Below are 18,159 nucleotides of genomic sequence, written 5' to 3' on the forward strand. Positions count from 1 at the left end.
CGGGCTTGAAATCGCCCGGATGCCGTCAGCAGCCGAGCGCACACGAACTCTCGTACAGAGTACATGCTCGTCGGTGCTGCTCATTCCAGGGCTTGAAGGCGCCAAACCCCTCCAGTTGATGCCGGATGCCCGCGTGGTGGGGCCCGAAGGTGACGTGTTCCTCGTCTTCGCCGCGGACTCCCCCGCCGTACGCGCCGCCGCCCACGCGCAGGACGACGAGCTGTCCGCCGTGCTGGAGATCACCGATGTCGCGCCCGTCTCCGTACCGCACCGGATCAGGGGCCGGGCCTGGGTCTCCGGCTGGCTGACCCGGGTGCCGGGACGAGCGGAACCCGGCCAGGCCACGCTCCGCCTCGAAGTGGGCGAGGCCTGCGTGGACGACCTGTGGGGCGCCGAGTCCGTCGAGCCCGAGGAGTTCGCCGCAGCCGAGGCCGACCCGCTGGTCGAGCACGAGGCCGAGCTGCTCCAGCATCTGCACAGCGCCCACGGCGCCGAGGTCCGGCGGCTGCGCGAACTGCTCGGCGAACGGGCCGGTGCCTCGACCGCCGGCTCCGCCGCCGTGCCCGTCGCGCTGGACCGGTTCGGACTGCGGGTGCGCTTCACCGGCGTCCAGTGCTTCGACGCGCGCTTCGACTTCCCCGAGCCGGTGGCCGACGTGAACGGACTGCGCCGGGCGATGCACACCCTCTTCGACGCGTCGCACTAGGGCCTGTCCGGCAGGTCAGGAACTGTCGCCGCGCAGCCGCTCGCGCACCTTCTCCACGACGTCGGCGTACCGCGCCTCGGCGCCGTAGCGGGTCGGCTCGTAGTACCGCTTGCCCTGGACGCCCTCCGGCGCGTACTGCTGGGCGGCGATCCCGCCCGGCACGTCGTGCGGATACACATAGCCCTGCGCGTGGCCGAGCTTGGCCGCGCCCTTGTAATGGCCGTCGCGCAGATGCGTCGGCACCGATCCGGCCACCCCCGTCTTGACGTCTTCGAGGGCGGCGCCGATCGCCAGCGTCGCCGCGTTCGACTTCGGGGCGAGGGCGAGGGCGATGGTGGCGTGGCTGAGGGTGAGGGACGCCTCGGGGAAGCCGATCATGGCGACGGCCTGGGCCGCCGCGACGGCGAGCGGCAGGGCGGCCGGATCGGCGAGGCCGATGTCCTCGCTCGCCGAGATCATCAGCCGTCTCGCGATGAACCGGGGGTCCTCCCCCGCGTCGATCATCCGGGCCAGGTAGTGCAGTGCCGCGTCCACGTCGGAGCCGCGGATCGACTTGATGAGCGCGCTCGCCACGTCGTAGTGCTGGTCCCCGTCGCGGTCGTACGCCACCGCAGCGCGGTCGACCGTCTCCTCGACCGTGCCGAGGGTGATCTCCGCCTCGCCCTTGTCGATCGCGGCGCCGGCCGCCGCCTCCAGCGCGGTCAGCGCGCGCCGTGCGTCACCGCCGGCGATCCGCAGCAGATGCGCCTCCGCGTCGTCCGGGAGCGTGACGGCGCCGCCGAGACCCCGCTCCTCGGTGAGCGCGCGGCGCAGCAGACTGCGCAGGTCGTCGTCGGTGAGCGGTTCGAGCGTGAGCAGCAGCGACCGGGAGAGCAGCGGGGAGATGATCGAGAAGTACGGGTTCTCGGTGGTGGCCGCGATGAGTGTGACCCAGCGGTTCTCCACGGCGGGCAGCAGCGAGTCCTGCTGGGCCTTGCTGAAGCGGTGGATCTCATCGAGGAAGAGGACGGTCTCCTTGCCGTAGCCACCGGAGGCGCGGCGGGCGCCGTCGATGACGGCCCTGACCTCCTTGACCCCCGCGGTGATCGCGGACAGCTCCACGAAACGCTTGTTGGTCGCCTTCGAGACGACGTAGGCCAGGGTGGTCTTGCCGGTGCCGGGCGGCCCCCAGAGGATCACGGACGAGGGTCCTGCGGGACCGCCCGTACCCTCGCCGACCAGGCGGCGCAGCGGTGATCCGGGCTTGAGCAGATGGCGCTGGCCGACGACTTCGTCGAGGACGCGCGGACGCATCCGTACGGCCAGGGGGCTGCTGGACGGATCCTTCTCCTGGCGGTCTTCCGCCGCTGCGGTAAAGAGGTCGGGCTCCACATGTGAAGCCTATGTCAGGCCACCGACAGCGTGATCGGACCGGTCGGGCAGCCGTCAGCTGGTCCAGAAGTCCCACCAGCGGGTCAGGATGAGCATCCCGATGATGCCGAGGTGCAGCACCGGGAGCACCCAGGTGAACTCGCCGAAGAAGCTCCGCAGCCAGGACGGCGCCGGCAGGATCCCGGCGCGGACGTTGTGCGACGTCACGTACCAGAACAGGACCGTCGTACCGACCCAGGCGAGGCAGCACCACAGGCACAGGGCGTTGATGCTGTACAGCGACTGGTACTGGAGCCAGGTGCAGAACCCGACACCGAAGAGGGCGCCGAGGTTCAGCCCGAGCCAGTACCAGCCGCGGAACCGGGCGCCCGCCAGCACGGCGAGGCCGATGCCGATCACGACGGGGTACGTGGCGAGGCCGAGCATCGGGTTGGGGAAGCCGAAGACCGCCGCCTGTGCGCTCTTCATCACACTGCCGCAGGACACGACGGGGTTGAGACTGCACCCGGGCGTGAAGCCGGGGTCTTCGAGCAGCTTGAACTTGTCGAGCGTGATGACCCAGGCGGCCAGCAGCCCCGCGGCGCCCGTGATGATCAGCAGCAGCCCGAAGGCACGGCTGCCGCCGATCGTACGGGCGGAGTCACCCTCGTCCCGCTCGGAGGAGGAGACATCGTCCAGCGCGGTACTCGTCATATCGCTTTCCATACGTTTCAGTGGCCTGTGGGGGCAGGCTCATTGTGCCGCACCCGCCCCCAGGACCACTGTTCGCCGGAGATAAGGACAACGTCCTGAGCGCTGTTACCGGTCGAGCCGGCGGGCCAGCTCCGCACCGATGTCGCCGAGCGCGACGGGCCCCTGCTCGCCGCTCTCCATGTCCTTGAGCTGGACCACGCCGTCGGCGAGATCGCGCTCGCCCGCCACGAGCGTGTAGCGGGCGCCGGACCTGTTGGCGTCCTTCATGGCGCCCTTCAGTCCCTTCGTGCCGAAACTGAAGTCGGCGGCGATCCCCACCCTGCGCAGTTCGGTGACGGCGGCGAACAGCACACGCCGCGCCTCCTCACCGAGCGCGATCGCGAACACGCTGGTGGCGGAGGGCAGTTGGAGCGTGATCCCCTCGGCCTCCAGCGCCAGGACCGTACGGTCGACACCCAGCGCCCAGCCGACCGACGGCAGCGCGGGGCCGCCGATCATCTCGGAGAGCCCGTCGTAACGGCCGCCGCCGCCCACCGCCGACTGCGCGCCGAGACCGTCGTGGACGAACTCGAAGGTGGTGCGGGTGTAGTAGTCGAGGCCGCGGACGAGCCGCGCGTCGTCCTCGTACGCGACGCCCGCAGCGCCCAGCAGTTCGCGCACCTCTTCGTGGTACGCCTTGCACGCGTCGCACAGATAGTCGCGGAGCAGCGGCGCTTCGGCGAGTTGACGCTGCACGTCGGGGCGCTTGTCGTCGAGGACCCGGAGCGGGTTGATCTCGATCCGGCGGCGGGTCTCCTCGTCGAGGTCGAGTCCGCGCAGGAAGCCCTGGAGCGCTTCGCGGTAGACGGGCCTGCAGACCTTGTCACCCAGCGAGTTGAGCAGGATGCGGAAGGTGCGCAGTCCGAGCGAGCGGTACGCCTGGTCGGCCAGGATGATCAACTCGGCGTCGAGCGCGGGGTCCTCGGCGCCGATCGCCTCGGCGCCCACCTGGGAGAAGTGCCGGTAGCGGCCCTTCTGCGGGCGCTCGTAGCGGTAGTACGAGCCGGAGTACCAGAGCTTGACCGGCAGCCTGCCCGCCTTGTGGAGGTTGGCCTCCAGCGCGGCGCGCAGCACGGAAGCCGTGCCCTCGGGGCGCAGCGCGAGCTTGTCGCCGCCCTTGGTCTCGAAGGCGTACATCTCCTTGCTGACGATGTCGGTGGACTCGCCGACACCGCGCGCGAACAGCTCCACGTTCTCGAAGCCGGGGGTCTCCACATAGCCGTAGCCGGAGTTCCTGAGCGGCGCCGAGATCGCCTCGCGTACCGCGAGGAACGTCGCGGACTCGGGCGGGAGCAGGTCGTAGGTGCCCTTGGGGGCCTGGAAAGTACTCATGGGGATCGCTGCGTCACATTCCTCGTAGCGGCCGGGCGCTCGCTCCGCCGTCGCCGGCGGTCGCCGCTTCCCGCAGATACGGGTTGGCGGTGCGCTCCTGGCCGATGGTCGTCTGGGGGCCGTGGCCCGACAGCACCACGGTCGAGTCGTCGAGCGGCAGGCACACGCGGGCCAGCGACTCGAACAGCTCGGCCTGGTCGCCGCCGGGCAGATCGGTGCGTCCGACGGAGCCGGCGAACAGCAGATCACCGGAGAACAGCAGCGGCGGGATGTCCCCCGCCGTGTCCTCGGGCAGTCCGAAGGTCACCGACCCCTTGGTATGGCCGGGCGCATGCGAGACGGCGAGGTCGAGCCCCGCCAGCCGCAGCCGTGCGCCGTCGGTCAGTTCCCTGATGTCGTCCGGCTCCCCCACGGTCAGCTCGCCCATGAGCGGCATGCCGATCGAGCGGCCGATCCCCTTCTCGGGGTCGCTCATCATGTAGCGGTCGGCGGGGTGGATCCAGGCCGGTACGTCATGGGCACCGCAGACGGGGACGACCGAGGCGACATGGTCGATGTGGCCGTGCGTGAGGACGACGGCGACCGGCTTGAGCCGGTGCTTGCGCACCGCGTCGGCGACGCCCTGGGCGGCCTGGTGGCCCGGGTCGATGATCACGCACTCCTCGCCCGCGGCGGGGGCGACCAGATAACAATTGGTCCCCCAGGCCCCGGCGGGGAACCCGGCAATGAGCACAATCGTCCCTTTTTGTTGTCCGGCAGGTCCGTGCCCGCGAGGAGATCGCGGCAGATCAAAGCCTACCGGCGCTGCTCATTCCACAGCTAACCCATATACCGTACGGGGCTAGTCCTGTGACATGCCGACGATCATGCCGACCCACGAGGAGAAGACCCGGTGGCCAACAACGACCAGCGGCGGCGGGAACTCGCCCGCAAGAAGTTCGAGCGCCAGCAGCAGCGCCGGGCCGAGGCACGGCGGAAGGCGAAGCGGCGCAACATCGTCATCGCCTCGGTGCTGGCCGTGGTGGTGCTGGCCGGCGGCGCCGCGTACGCGTCGGTGGGCCTGTCGGACGACGACAAGACCGACACGGCGGCGAAGCCGTCGGCGCCGCCGTCGCCCGTGCCGTCCCCCTCGGCGAGCGAGAGCGCACCGCCCGAACCGAAGATGACGGTCGACAAGACGGCCAAGTACACGATGTCGCTCAAGACGAACCAGGGTGACATCGCCATCGCCATGGACGCGGCGAAGACCCCGCACACCGTCAACTCGTTCAAGGCGCTCGCCGACAAGAAGTACTTCGACAAGACGAAGTGCCACCGGCTGACGACGTCCGGCATCTTCGTGCTCCAGTGCGGCGACCCGAAGGGCGACGGCTCGGGCGGCCCCGGCTACACCATCCCCGACGAGAACCTCACGGCGCTCGGCAAGGCCGCTGCCGACGGCACGGTGACCTTCCCCGCGGGGACGGTCGCGATGGCCAACACCGGCCAGCCGCACACCGGTGGCAGCCAGTTCTTCCTGGTCTACAAGGACACCAAGCTGCCGCCCACGTACACCCCGTTCGGGACGATGGACGCGGCCGGTCTGCAGACCGTGAAGGACGTGGCGAAGGCCGGCGTCACCGGCGGCAGCGGTGACGGTGCGCCCAAGAAGGCCGTCACCATCTCGAAGGCCACCGTCGACAAGGCGTAACCAGCCGAATTTCAGCCGTGCTGAGTGCGGACAGCCGGTCGCCCTGTCACTTAGATTGGCGTTGTGCAGGGCGGGCGCTGCCCGCCCCAGGAAACTGTGGACGATGCCCGGGGGCCAACTCCCCGGCGGGCATCAGGTGGAGGAGGCGCTGTGAGCAGCGACCCGTGGGGCCGTGTCGACGAGACAGGCACCGTGTACGTGCGTACGGCCGAGGGCGAGCAGGTCGTCGGATCCTGGCAGGCCGGCTCTCCGGACGAGGCCCTGGCCTATTTCGAGCGCAAGTACGAGGGCCTGGTCGTCGAGATCGGGTTGCTCGAAAAGCGGGTGAAGACCACCGACCTGTCCGCGAAGGACGCGACGGCGGCCATCGATCATCTGCGCGGGCAGATCGACGAACACCACGCGGTGGGTGACCTCGACGCGCTGCGGCAGCGCCTCGACGGCCTGGTCGCGACGGTCGAAGCGCGCCGTGAGGAGCGCAAGGCACAGCGCGCCAAGCAGACCGATGAGGCGAAGGTCGCCAAGGAGGCGCTGGTCGTCGAGGCCGAGGAGCTGGCGCAGAGCGACCAGTGGCGGGCCGCCGGTGAGCGGCTGCGGGCGCTGGTGGACATCTGGAAGGGCCTGCCGAGGCTGGACCGGAAGTCCGACGACGAGCTGTGGCACCGCTTCTCGCACGCGCGCTCCGCCTTCTCCAAGCGGCGCAAGGCCCACTTCGCCGCGCTCGACGCGCAGCGCGAGGAGGCACGGCAGGCCAAGGAGAAGCTGGTCACCGAGGCCGAGGCGCTGTCCGGGTCCACCGACTGGGGTGCCACGGCGGCGCGTTACCGCGAGCTGATGACGGACTGGAAGGCGGCGGGCCGCGCCCAGCGCGAGGCCGAGGACGACCTGTGGAACCGCTTCCGCGGTGCCCAGGACGTCTTCTTCGCCGCACGCGGCGAGGTCTTCGCCGAGCGGGACGCCGAGCAGACCGAGAATCTGAAGCTCAAGGAGGAGCTGGCCGTCGAGGCCGAGCGCCTGCTGCCGGTGAAGGATCTCAAGTCGGCCAGGGCCGCTTTCCGTGCCATCAACGAGCGCTGGGAGGCGATCGGGCATGTGCCGCGCGACGCCAGGCCCAAGGTCGAGGGCCGGATGCAGACCGTGGAGCGGGCGCTGCAGGAGTCCGAGGAGAACGAGTGGCGCCGGACGAACCCGGAGGCGCGGGCCCGCGCCGAGGGTCTGACCGGTCAGCTGCAGGCCGCCGTCGACAAGCTGCGTACGCAGATCGACGCGGCGCGCGCGCAGGGCAACAACTCCCGGGCGGACAAGCTCGCCAAGGAGCTGGAGGGCCGGCAGGCGCTGCTCGACCAGGCGCTGAAGGGCTTGCAGGAGTTCGGCGGCTGACGCGACGTCCCAGATGTGCGAGGGCGGCCCCGGAGCGTGAAGCTCCGGGGCCGCCTTCGTGTTCGGCTGGTGGGCGCTACGGCCTGCGGGCCGAGGTGACGCGGTAGACGTCGTAGACGCCCTCCACGCCCCGTACGGCCTTCAGGACGTGCCCGAGGTGCTTCGGGTCACCCATCTCGAAGGTGAAGCGCGAGGTGGCCACCCGGTCGCGGGACGTCTGGACGGCCGCCGACAGGATGTTGACGTGCTGGTCGGACAGGACGCGCGTGACGTCCGACAGCAGCCGGGAGCGGTCCAGCGCCTCGACCTGGATGGCGACCAGGAACACCGACGACTGGGTGGGCGCCCACTCGACTTCCAGGATCCGCTCGGGCTGCTGGGACAGCGAGTCGACGTTGACGCAGTCGGCGCGGTGCACCGAGACGCCGCTGCCGCGCGTGACGAAGCCGATGATCGGGTCTCCCGGCACCGGCGTACAGCAGCGCGCGAGCTTGACCCACACGTCGTCGACGCCCTTGACGACCACCCCGGGGTCGGCGCTCTTACGGCGCTTGCTGCGGCCGTGCGAGGGCGGCTCGCTCTCGGCGAGGTCCTCGTTTGCGGCCTCCTCGCCGCCGAGCGCCTGCACCAGCTTGTGGACGACGCCCTGCGCGGCGACATGGCCCTCGCCGATCGCCGCGTACAGCGACGAGATGTCGGGGTAGCGCATCTCGTGCGCGAGCGTGACCAGCGAGTCGCCGGTGAGGATGCGCTGGATCGGCAGGTTCTGCTTGCGCATCGCCTTGGCGATGGCGTCCTTGCCCTGCTCGATCGCCTCGTCACGGCGTTCCTTGGAGAACCAGCCACGGATCTTGTTCCTGGCCCGGGGCGACTTGACGAACCCCAGCCAGTCGCGTGACGGTCCCGCGCCGGACGCCTTGGAGGTGAAGACCTCCACCAGGTCCCCGTTGTCGAGGGTCGATTCGAGCGGTACGAGCCGCCCGTTGACCCGCGCTCCTATGGTGCGGTGGCCGACCTCCGTGTGCACGGCGTACGCGAAGTCGACGGGCGTCGCGCCCGCGGGCAGCGCTATCACGTCGCCCTTCGGCGTGAACACGAAGACCTCGTTGCGCGACAGGTCGAAGCGGAGCGACTCCAGGAACTCGCTGGGGTCCTCGGTCTCCTTCTGCCAGTCGAGCAACTGCCGCAGCCACGCCATGTCGTTGACGGTGTCCTGGCCGCCGACCTTGCTGGTGGACCTGGGCACGTCGGTGCGCACCTTCGACGCCCCGGCGACGGCCTCCTGCTTGTACTTCCAGTGCGCGGCGATGCCGTACTCGGCGCGGCGGTGCATGTCGAAGGTGCGGATCTGCAGCTCGACGGGCTTGCCGTTGGGGCCGATGACCGTCGTGTGCAGCGACTGGTACATGTTGAACTTCGGCATCGCGATGTAGTCCTTGAACCGCCCCGGCACCGGATTCCACCGGGCGTGCACGGTGCCGAGCGCCGCGTAGCAGTCGCGGACGGTGTCGACGAGGACACGGATGCCGACCAGGTCGTAGATCTCCGCGAAGTCCCGGCCGCGGACGATCATCTTCTGGTAGACGCTGTAGTAGTGCTTCGGCCGGCCTGTGACGGTGGCCTTGATCCGGGCCGCCCGCAGGTCCGACTGCACCTCGTCGGTCACTATGGCCAGGTACTCGTCGCGCTTGGGGGCCCGCTCGGCGACGAGCCGGACGATCTCGTCGTACATCTTGGGGTAGAGGATCGCGAAGGCGAGGTCCTCCAGCTCCCACTTGATGGTGTTCATGCCCAGCCGGTGGGCCAGCGGTGCGTAGATCTCCAGCGTCTCGCGGGCCTTCTTCTCCTGCTTCTCCCGCTTGAGATACCGCATCGTGCGCATGTTGTGCAGCCGGTCGGCGAGCTTGATGACCAGGACCCGCGGGTCCTTGGCCATGGCGACGACCATCTTGCGTACGGTCTCGGCCTGCGCGGCCTCGCCGAACTTGACCCGGTCCAGCTTGGTGACCCCGTCGACGAGGAGGGCGACCTGCTCGCCGAAGTCCTTGCGCAGGGTGTCCAGGCCGTACTCGGTGTCCTCGACCGTGTCGTGCAGCAGGCCCGCCATCAGGGTGGCGGGGTCCATGCCCAGCTCGGCGAGGATCGTCGTGACGGCGAGGGGGTGGGTGATGTACGGGTCGCCGCTCTTGCGCTTCTGGCCGCGGTGCCAGCGCTCGGCGACCTGGTAGGCGCTCTCGATCTGGCGCAGCGTCGCGGACTCGATCTTGGGGTCGTTGCCCCGGACCGTCCGCAGCAGCGGTTCGAGAACCGGGTTGTACGGGGACGAGCGCTGCACGCCGAGCCTGGCGAGCCGGGCCCTGACGCGGTTGGACGAGCCGCCGGAGCGCGCGGGCGTGGCCGGACCGGGCTTCGGGGCGGTGACGGGCGTGGGCGGCACGGGCGGGGCCTTGGCGGCCGGGGGCGCCGGTGGCTGCGCCGCCGCAGGTGTCGCGGCGGGAGGCGTCACGGCGGGAGGTGTCACGGCCGGAGGTGTCACGGCCGGGGCGGCGGGCGGCTGCGCGGGGTCGGCGGGCGCCGGAGTCTCCGCCGGGGCCGCCTGTGCCGGATTCTGGGCGCGCTCCGCCTCGGGCGCTGCCGCGGGCTTCTCCTGCGGCGCGTCCGATGCCTTCGTTGCCCGGTTCTCGTGCTCGTCGGGCGTTGCGGCGGCCAGTGGCTGGGCCTCGTCTGGCAAGAGCGCTCCTCGTGCGGATCCGGGTCCCCCGGTCAGGCCCGAACCTCCATGGTATCGACCCTGGGCATTCCGCTCGCCCCGGGACTGGAGGGATTACACAACACAGGACGGGCGCCCGGTGTTCCCGGGCGCCCGTCCTGGTGTGCGTAAGAGATCGGTCAGACCGTGATCAGGGCCTCCAGCGGAGCCCCGCGCAGGGCCGGCTCCAGGCGGGCACGGCCCGCGAGGAAGCCGAGTTCCAGCAGTACGGCGACGCCCACGACCTCGGCGCCCGCCCGCCTGACCAGCTCAAGGGACGCTTCGGCCGTACCGCCGGTGGCCAGGACGTCGTCGATGACGATGACCCGGTCACCTTCGGCCAGATCCTCGGCGTGCACCTCGATCTCGGCGCTGCCGTACTCCAGCTCGTACGTCTGCGACAGCGTCGCTCCCGGCAGCTTCCCCGCCTTGCGGACGGGGATGAAGCCGAGCCCGGCCCTGACGGCGACCGGGGCGGCGAGGATGAACCCGCGCGCCTCCAGACCGACGATCTTCGTGGCGCCCTGCCGGACACACACCTCGGCCAGCGCGTCGGTGAGCGCGGAGAACGCCTTGGGGTCGGCCAGCAGCGGGGTGATGTCCTTGAACATCACCCCCGGCTTGGGGTAGTCCGAGACGTCACGGATGCGGCTGAGCAGCAGCTCCCGCGTGCTGTCGTCCGTCATCGGCGCCGCCCCGAGGGCCGCCCGTTGTTGCGGTTGCGGCTGCGCGGTCCGTTGACCGAGCCGGCGGCGGCGGGAGTCGCACCGGCCGGGTCGTCGTCCGCCGGAGCGTCGTCGTCCGTGCCGTAGTCGGTCTGCTCGATCGACTCGCCCTTGGCCGCTGCGGCCGCCCGCTTGGCGAACACCCGCTTCTTCAGGGCCTTCATCTGCGGCTCGCTCTCCTTGAGGTCCGCCACCAGCGGGGTGGCGATGAAGATCGAGGAGTACGCACCGGCGGCGAGGCCGACGAACAGGGCCAGCGAGATGTCGTTCAGCGTGCCGGCACCGAGGAGGCCGCCGCCGATGAACAGCAGACCGGCGACCGGCAGCAGGGCGACCACCGTGGTGTTGATGGACCGCACCAGGGTGCCGTTGATCGAGCGGTTGGCGACCTCGCTGAAGGTCCAGCGGGACTGCTTGGTGATCCCCTTCGACTGCTCCTTGAGACTGTCGAAGACGACGACGGTGTCGTAGAGCGAGTAACCGAGAATGGTCAGCAGACCGATCACCGTGCCCGGTGTGACCTCGAAGCCGACGAGGGCGTAGACACCGACGGTGATGGTGAGGTCGTGGATCAGGGCGACGAGGGCGGCGACGGCCATCCGCCACTCGAAGGCGATGGCCAGATAGATCACCACCAGGACCAGGAAGATCCCCAGTCCGGTCCACGCCTTGTTGGCGACCGACTCTCCCCAGCTGGGACCGACCAGGTCGGCGGCGATCTTGCTCTCCGGGACGTTCAGGTCCTTGGAGAGCTCCGTCGTCACGGCGGCGGAGTTCTGCGGGTTCAGGTCGCTGACCTGGATGCGCAGACCGTCGCTGCCGAGCTTCTGGACCACGACCTCGTGGCCGGGGGCCGCCGCCTCGGTGTCGGTCTGGGCCTTGGCGACCGAGGTGGTCGTGTGCTGAATGGTGAAGACAGCACCGCCCTTGAACTCGATGCCCATGTTGAGACCGCGCACCGCCAGGCCGACGATGGCCGTGATGGTGATCAGGATCGAGATCCCGTACCAGATCTTGCGCTTCCCGACGAAGTCGTAGCCGACCTCGCCACGGTAGAGCCGGGCGCCGAATGCACCGAGTCGCGACATCTCACGCCTCCTTCGGGTGGTCGGTGGGGCCGCCGGTGCGGCGGGAGCGGCGCAGGGGCGGCTTGGCCCCGAGACGCTTCGGGTCGAGACCCGACCACGGGCTGCCGCTGGAGAAGAACTTGGTGCGGGCGAGGAGCGTCATGACCGGCTTGGTGAAGAAGAACACCACGACCACGTCGAGGATCGTGGTCAGGCCGAGGGTGAACGCGAAGCCCTGCACCTTGCCGACCGTGACAAGGAACAGCACGGCTGCGGCGAGGAACGACACGAAGTCGGAGACCAGGACGGTGCGCCGGGCGCGCGGCCAGGCTCGCTCGACGGCGGGACGCAGGGTCCTGCCCTCTCTGATCTCGTCCCGGATCCGTTCGAAGTACACGATGAACGAGTCCGCCGTAATACCGATGGCGACGATCGCACCGCAGACCGCCGGCAGGTTCAGCGCGAAGCCGATACCAGGGCCGAGCAGCGACATGATCACGTACGTGAGGATGCCGGAGGTCAGCAGGCTGAGCAGCGCGATCAGCGACAGACCCCGGTAGTAGGCCACCAGGTAGATGATGACCAGGGCCAGCCCGATGGCGCCCGCGATCAGCCCCGCCTGGAGCTGTTCGGTGCCGAGCGCGGCGGTGACCGTACTGACGCTCTCCTCCTTGAAGGACAGCGGCAGCGCGCCGTACGAGAGCACGTTCGCGAGGTCCTGCGCGGACTGCTGGGTGAAGCTGCCGGAGATCTCGGCGCTGGCGCCGAGGGTCTGGCTCACCGAGGGCGCCGAGACGACGTTGCCGTCCAGCACGATGGCGAACTGGTTCATCGGCTGCTGCTGCTTCGAGAGCTTCGTCGTGATCGACTGGAACTTCTTCGTGCCGCCACCGGTGAAGTCGAGGGTGACGATCCACATGCCGCGCTGCGGGTCGAGGACGCCCTTGGACTTGGAGACGTCGGTGCCTTCGAGCTCGGCCGGGCCGAGGACGTACTTGGCCCACTGCTTGTCCGAGTCCTGACCGCAGGCCACGATCGTGTCCTTGGGCGCTGAGCTCTGGTTGACCGTGGTGCGCTGGGCCTTGCTCGTGCAGTTGAGGTTCTCGAACTTCTTCTGCAGAGCGGCCGTGGCCGGGTCCGGCGGCGGCGTCGCGGCCGGCGGGCTGGCCGGGGCGCTCGGGTCGGTCGCACCCGGGGTCGGCGTCGGCGAGGGCGCCTTCTTCAGGGCGCCCGTCACGGCACGGCCCTGGGTGGTGGCGCTGGACGACGGCGAGGCCTTGTCGCCCGACGTGCCCGCGGAGGACTCGGCGCTCGGCTTGCCGCTCGGGGAGCCGCTGGGCGAACCGGACGGCGACGCGCTGGGCGAGCCGGACGGCTGGGGCGCCGTCGGGCCGCCGGCGGCGACGGTGAGCACCGGCCGGAAGTACAGCTGGGCCGTCTGGCCGACCTGGTCGCGGGCCTGCTTCTCGTTCGTCCCCTTGGGGATGTTCACGATGATGTTCTTGGAGCCCTGGGTCTGAACCTCGGCCTCCGAGACACCAAGACCGTTGACACGCCGGTCGATGATGCTGACCGCCGTATCCATGTTGGTCTTGTTGATCGCGTTCGGCTTGCCCGGCGTGTTCTTCGCCTCGAGCGTGATGCTCGTGCCGCCCGCGAGGTCGATCCCCAGCCGCGGCGTGACATGACCGGACCAGAACATCCCGCCCGTGAGGGCGACCATGACGATCAGGAACAGTGTCAGGGTGCGGCCCGGCTTGCCCCGCCCCGCCTGCCTTCGGCCCTTATTAGGTGCTGCCACCTTCTCGTTTCTCCCTGTCCAACCGCCCCTCGCCCGGTATGCGCCGGAGCGGCCACGAAGTGTTGTGAGGACCTGCCCCCGCAGAAATCGGCAGGGTCCGTGCACCGCTGAGGGCCGCAGGACGGCCCACGGTCGCGGTAGTCGCGGACGGGACTACTTCGCGTCGGCCTCGCCGTCGGCCTTGCTGTCCTTGGCGTCGGCCTCGGCCTTCGCGTCGGCCTTGGCGGCCTTCAGCTCGGGCTCGGCGTCGGCCGCCTCGTCGTCCTCGGGCTTCTTGCCGAGGTCGATCTTGGCCGTGGCAGGGGTGTCGCCGGCCTCGGTCAGGGAAGAAGCGTCGTCGGGGACGATCGCACCGTCACCCAGAGCGTCTTCCTGGGAGGGGTCTTCGCCGTGGACGATGCGGTTGTACTCCTCGTCGTCCATGACGGCGCCGATGGCGTTCTTGGCGTACACGGCGTGGACTCCGGGAGCTACCTCAAGGAGGACCATTTCGTCGTGCACCTCCTTGACGGTGGCGTACATGCCCCCGATCGTGCGGACGCCGATGCCGGGCTGCATGTCGTTGCGCATCGACGCGGCCGCCGCTTGCTTCTTCTTGGCGGACCGGGTCATCAGGAACATGGCCCCGATGAGCACGATGAAGGGGAGGATGGTCACGAGACTCACGGGAGGGAACTTCCTTCGCACGACCGCGCTTGTCGAACGGCCTTGTATACGGGGGTGGGCACACCGGCCCGGAAGGGCGGCATCGGCGGAGTCTAAGCGAGTCCGCATCATTGGAACAACGCCCAGCATCGCACCGGGGTTCCTCGGTTGGCGAGAGCGATCTCCGTCACGCCCCGAAGAGACCCTGTTGTCCGCTTGCGCCCGGTGCCTGCTGCGGGGGTGTGAGACCCATATGTGCCCAGGCGGCGGGCGTCGCCACCCGGCCGCGCGGGGTGCGCGCGAGCAGTCCCTCCCGTACGAGGAAGGGCTCGGCGACCTCTTCGACCGTCTCCCGCTCCTCCCCCACGGCGACCGCGAGGGTCGAAAGTCCCACGGGTCCGCCGCCGAACAGCTTCAGCAGCGCCTGGAGCACGGCCCGGTCGAGGCGGTCGAGTCCCCGGGCGTCGACCTCGTAGACCTTGAGGGCCACGGCAGCCACCTCACGGGTGATGAAGCCGTCGGCCTTGACCTGCGCGTAGTCCCGTACCCGGCGCAGCAGGCGGTTGGCGATACGGGGGGTGCCCCGGGAGCGTCCGGCGATCTCCGCGGCGCCCTCGGTGTCGATCTCCAGATCGAGCAGCTGCGCCGAGCGGTGCAGGACCCGCTCCAGCTCCACGCTCTCGTAGAACTCCATGTGCCCGGTGAAGCCGAACCGGTCGCGCAGCGGCGGCGGCAGCAGCCCGGCCCTGGTGGTGGCGCCTACCAGGGTGAACGGCGGAAGTTCCAGCGGGATGGCGGTCGCCCCGGGGCCCTTGCCGACGATCACGTCGACCCGGTAGTCCTCCATGGCCATGTAGAGCATTTCCTCGGCGGGCCGCGACATCCGGTGGATCTCGTCGAGGAAGAGGACCTCGCCCTCCTGCAGTGAGGAGAGGATCGCGGCGAGATCGCCCGCGTGCTGGATGGCGGGGCCCGAGGTGATCCGGATCGGCGCGTTCATCTCGGCTGCGATGATCATGGACAGGGTGGTCTTGCCGAGCCCCGGCGCCCCGGAGAGCAGCACATGGTCGGCGGTCGCGCCGCGCGCGCGGGCCGCCTTGAGCACCAGGTCGAGCTGTTCCCGGACGCGCTCCTGGCCGACGAACTCGTCGAGCGACTTGGGCCGCAGGGCCGCCTCGACGGCCTGGTCCTCACCGTCGGCCGACGAGCCGACGAGCCGCTCGGCCTCGTCCGCCGTCGTCTCGCTGCTGCTGTCGTCCCAGCTCACTGAAGTACACCTCGGGGTCGGCTCAACGGGTTCGGTTCAGGCTCTGGAGCGCGGCGCGCAGCAGCTGCGGCACGGGGGGCTGCAGGCCTTCGGCGACGGCGGCCTCGGCCTGCGGCGCGACCAGCGCCACCGCCTCGTCCGCCTCGCGGGTGGCGTAGCCGAGGCCGATCAGCGCGGCGTGCAGCTGGTCGCTCCAGGAGGCGGAGACGGCCGTCCCGATGCCCTGTGCCCTGCCGGGGCCGACCGGCTCGCCGAGCCGGTCCTTCAGTTCGAGGAGCAGCTTCTGGGCGCCCTTCTTGCCGATGCCGGGCACGGCGGTCAGCGTCTTCTCGTCGCCCGTGGCGACCGCGACGCGCAGCCTGTCGGGGGCGTGCACGGCGAGCATCGCCTGGGCGAGCCGTGGCCCGACGCCGCTCGCGGTCTGGAGCAGTTCGAAGGTCTGCCGCTCGTCGTCGTCGGCGAACCCGTACAGCGTCAGGGAGTCCTCCCTGACGACCAGTGAGGTGGCGAGCTTCGCCTGCTGTCCGACGCGCAGTTCGGCGAGGGTGCCGGGGGTGCACTGCACGGACATGCCGATGCCGCCGACCTCGATCACGGCCGTGGTCGGGGCGAGAGCGGCGACGGGGCCGCTGACGAAGGCGATCATCGGGTGACCTTACGTACGGAGGTGGGGATACGGGACGGGCGGGCCGCCGCGTGCGCCTGCTGGAGACGGTTCATGGCGGGGGCGCGCCAGATGTGGCAGATGGCGAGCGCCAGCGCGTCGGCGGCATCGGCCGGCTTGGGCGGCGCCGCCAGCCGCAGCAGCCGGGTCACCATCGCGCCGACCTGCGCCTTGTCCGCCCGTCCGCTGCCGGTGACGGCGGCCTTGACCTCGCTGGGGGTGTGCAGGGCGACGGGGATGCCACGGCGCGAAGCGCAGAGCATGGCGACGGCGCTCGCCTGGGCCGTGCCCATCACCGTACGCACATTGTGCTGGGCGAACACCCGCTCCACCGCGACGAGTTCGGGCTTGTGCTCGTCCAGCCAGGCCTCGATGCCCTGCTCGATGGCGACCAGCCGCATGCCGATCTCCGCGTCGGCGGGCGTCCGCACCACTCCGACACCCAGCATCGTCAGGGGGCGGCCCGCCACACCCTCGACCACTCCGACACCGCACCGGGTCAGCCCGGGGTCAACGCCCAGAACCCGCATCGCACGCCTCCCCTTCAGTCGCTGATCAGCACAGTATCTGTCACGACTGACAACGCGACGGGCCGACGGGCGGGCGCGTCCCCCCGTCGGCCCGTCGGCATGAGGCCGCGTCAGGCGTCGACCTTCTCCATGACTTCGTCCGACACGTCGAAGTTGGCGAAGACGTTCTGCACGTCGTCGCTGTCCTCCAGCGCGTCGATCAGCTTGAAGATCTTGCGGGCGCCCTCTTCGTCCAGCTCGACCTGCATGGTCGGGACGAAGTTGGCGTCGGCCGAGTCGTAGTCGATGCCGGCCTCCTGGAGCGCGGTGCGCACCTGCACCAGGTCGGTGGCCTCGCTGAGCACCTCGAAGGTCTCGCCGAGGTCGTTGACCTCTTCGGCGCCCGCGTCGAGCACCGCGCCGAGCACGTCGTCCTCGCCCAGCTCACCCTTGGGGACGATGACGACGCCCTTGCGGTTGAAGAGGTACGAGACGGAACCGGGGTCGGCCATCGAGCCGCCGTTACGGGTCATCGCGACCCGCACGTCCGAGGCTGCGCGGTTGCGGTTGTCGGTGAGGCACTCGATGAGGACCGCGACACCGTTGGGCCCGTAGCCCTCGTACATGATCGTCTCGTAGTCGGCGCCACCGGCTTCGAGGCCGGAGCCGCGCTTGACCGCCGAGTCGATGTTCTTGTTGGGCACCGAGCTCTTCTTCGCCTTCTGGATGGCGTCGAACAGCGTCGGGTTGCCCTCGACATCGGCGCCGCCGGTGCGGGAAGCGACCTCGATGTTCTTGATCAGCTTCGCGAAGAGCTTGCCGCGCTTGGCATCGATCACGGCCTTCTTGTGCTTCGTCGTAGCCCATTTAGAGTGGCCGGACATCTGCCTGTCTCCTTCGCGTAACCAATCCTGCTCCGTTCGGCAGAGATCCTACCGGGACGGCGTCACCGGCAGGCGCGCACCATATCCGCGAAGAACCCGTGCAGCCGGTGATCACCCGTGAGTTCCGGGTGGAACGACGTCGCGAGGGCGTTCCGCTGCCGCACGGCGACGACATGGCCCCCGTGCTCGGCCAGCACCTCGACCTGCGCACCCACCGACTCCACCCACGGCGCACGGATGAAGACACCCTCGACGGGACCGACCCCGGTGACGTCCACCGCCGCTTCGAACGACTCGTTCTGCCGTCCGAACGCGTTCCTGCGGACGATCATGTCGATACCGCCGATGGTCTCCTGACCCGACCGCGGGTCGAGGATCTTCTCCGCCAGCATGATCATCCCCGCGCACGTGCCGTAGACCGGCATCCCGGCCTGTACCCGCTCACGCAGCGGCTGAAGCATGCCGAAGAGCACGGCCAGCTTCGACATGGTCGTGGACTCGCCGCCCGGCACGATCAGCCCGTCCACCTCGGCCAGCTCCTGCGGCCTGCGCACGGTCCTGGCCACGGCGCCGACCTCCGTCAGCGCCGCCAGATGCTCCCGGACGTCGCCCTGGAGCGCCAGGACCCCGATCAGGG

General features: G+C 69.9%; 17 protein-coding genes. 3 read left to right on the forward strand and 14 right to left on the reverse strand.

The genetic code is table 11. The features are described 5' to 3' along the window. Positions 1-19 precede the first annotated feature (19 nt). On the forward strand, positions 20-706 hold the full coding sequence (locus OHS57_RS07190; protein WP_041991630.1) for a DUF2470 domain-containing protein: 687 nt from the start codon (positions 20-22) through the stop codon (positions 704-706). Positions 707-721: 15 nt separating this feature from the next. On the opposite strand, the gene OHS57_RS07195 is transcribed toward OHS57_RS07190, so the two are convergent. From OHS57_RS07195 to OHS57_RS07210, 4 genes are all read right to left on the reverse strand, one after another. Beyond that, entirely contained in the window at positions 722-2,077 is a 1,356-nt protein-coding gene (locus OHS57_RS07195; RefSeq protein WP_328581404.1) for a replication-associated recombination protein A, read from the reverse strand. A gap of 54 nt (positions 2,078-2,131) precedes the next feature. Beyond that, positions 2,132-2,770 carry a vitamin K epoxide reductase family protein gene (locus tag OHS57_RS07200; protein WP_328581405.1) on the reverse strand — a complete coding sequence of 213 codons (639 nt, stop codon included), beginning with the start codon at positions 2,768-2,770 and terminating at the stop codon, positions 2,132-2,134. A gap of 105 nt (positions 2,771-2,875) precedes the next feature. Continuing rightward, positions 2,876-4,141: a histidine--tRNA ligase gene (gene hisS / locus OHS57_RS07205; RefSeq protein ID WP_328581406.1), complete on the reverse strand. Its 1,266-nt coding sequence runs from the start codon at positions 4,139-4,141 to the stop codon at positions 2,876-2,878. Between the two features lie 13 nt (positions 4,142-4,154). Then, positions 4,155-4,874, reverse strand: coding sequence for an MBL fold metallo-hydrolase (locus OHS57_RS07210; protein WP_041991625.1), 720 nt, complete (start codon positions 4,872-4,874; stop codon positions 4,155-4,157). A gap of 159 nt (positions 4,875-5,033) precedes the next feature. Between OHS57_RS07210 and OHS57_RS07215 the strand changes: the two genes are divergently transcribed. After that, positions 5,034-5,831, forward strand: a complete 798-nt coding sequence (locus OHS57_RS07215; RefSeq protein WP_328581407.1) for a peptidylprolyl isomerase — start codon at positions 5,034-5,036, stop codon at positions 5,829-5,831. Between the two features lie 150 nt (positions 5,832-5,981). Continuing rightward, positions 5,982-7,211, forward strand: a complete 1,230-nt coding sequence (locus OHS57_RS07220) for a DUF349 domain-containing protein (protein ID WP_041991621.1) — start codon at positions 5,982-5,984, stop codon at positions 7,209-7,211. Positions 7,212-7,287: 76 nt separating this feature from the next. Here the strand turns inward: OHS57_RS07220 and OHS57_RS07225 are convergent, their stop codons facing one another. From OHS57_RS07225 to pdxT, 10 genes are all read right to left on the reverse strand, one after another. Further along, positions 7,288-9,942 carry a RelA/SpoT family protein gene (locus OHS57_RS07225; protein WP_328581408.1) on the reverse strand — a complete coding sequence of 885 codons (2,655 nt, stop codon included), beginning with the start codon at positions 9,940-9,942 and terminating at the stop codon, positions 7,288-7,290. A gap of 158 nt (positions 9,943-10,100) precedes the next feature. Continuing rightward, positions 10,101-10,646, reverse strand: coding sequence for an adenine phosphoribosyltransferase (locus tag OHS57_RS07230; protein WP_041991615.1), 546 nt, complete (start codon positions 10,644-10,646; stop codon positions 10,101-10,103). Beyond that, positions 10,643-11,773 carry a protein translocase subunit SecF gene (gene secF, locus OHS57_RS07235; protein ID WP_328581409.1) on the reverse strand — a complete coding sequence of 377 codons (1,131 nt, stop codon included), beginning with the start codon at positions 11,771-11,773 and terminating at the stop codon, positions 10,643-10,645. The genes OHS57_RS07230 and secF overlap by 4 nt, the downstream gene beginning before the upstream one ends. 1 nt (position 11,774) lies before the next feature. Further along, entirely contained in the window at positions 11,775-13,553 is a 1,779-nt protein-coding gene (secD, locus tag OHS57_RS07240) for a protein translocase subunit SecD (protein ID WP_041991611.1), read from the reverse strand. Between the two features lie 153 nt (positions 13,554-13,706). After that, positions 13,707-14,219 (reverse strand): preprotein translocase subunit YajC, encoded by a 513-nt coding sequence (gene yajC / locus OHS57_RS07245; RefSeq protein WP_041991609.1) that lies wholly within the window; start codon positions 14,217-14,219, stop codon positions 13,707-13,709. Positions 14,220-14,385: 166 nt separating this feature from the next. Continuing rightward, complete coding sequence (gene ruvB, locus OHS57_RS07250; RefSeq protein WP_328581410.1) at positions 14,386-15,465, reverse strand: Holliday junction branch migration DNA helicase RuvB; 1,080 nt, start codon at positions 15,463-15,465, stop codon at positions 14,386-14,388. 22 nt (positions 15,466-15,487) lie between these two features. After that, on the reverse strand, positions 15,488-16,111 hold the full coding sequence (gene ruvA, locus OHS57_RS07255; protein ID WP_328581411.1) for a Holliday junction branch migration protein RuvA: 624 nt from the start codon (positions 16,109-16,111) through the stop codon (positions 15,488-15,490). After that, on the reverse strand, positions 16,108-16,659 hold the full coding sequence (ruvC, locus tag OHS57_RS07260) for a crossover junction endodeoxyribonuclease RuvC (RefSeq protein ID WP_041991602.1): 552 nt from the start codon (positions 16,657-16,659) through the stop codon (positions 16,108-16,110). Before ruvC ends, ruvA begins: the two co-directional genes overlap by 4 nt. A 110-nt stretch (positions 16,660-16,769) precedes the next feature. Next, a complete protein-coding gene (locus OHS57_RS07265; RefSeq protein WP_328581412.1) occupies positions 16,770-17,522 on the reverse strand; it encodes a YebC/PmpR family DNA-binding transcriptional regulator in 753 nt (250 codons plus the stop codon). 62 nt (positions 17,523-17,584) lie between these two features. Then, the gene (gene pdxT, locus OHS57_RS07270) at positions 17,585-18,157 is read right to left on the reverse strand and encodes a pyridoxal 5'-phosphate synthase glutaminase subunit PdxT (RefSeq protein WP_328585015.1); all 573 of its coding nucleotides are present in this window, start codon (positions 18,155-18,157) and stop codon (positions 17,585-17,587) included. Positions 18,158-18,159 lie beyond the last annotated feature (2 nt).

This window comes from Streptomyces sp. NBC_00370, from assembly GCF_036084755.1.
Taxonomy (GTDB): domain Bacteria; phylum Actinomycetota; class Actinomycetes; order Streptomycetales; family Streptomycetaceae; genus Streptomyces.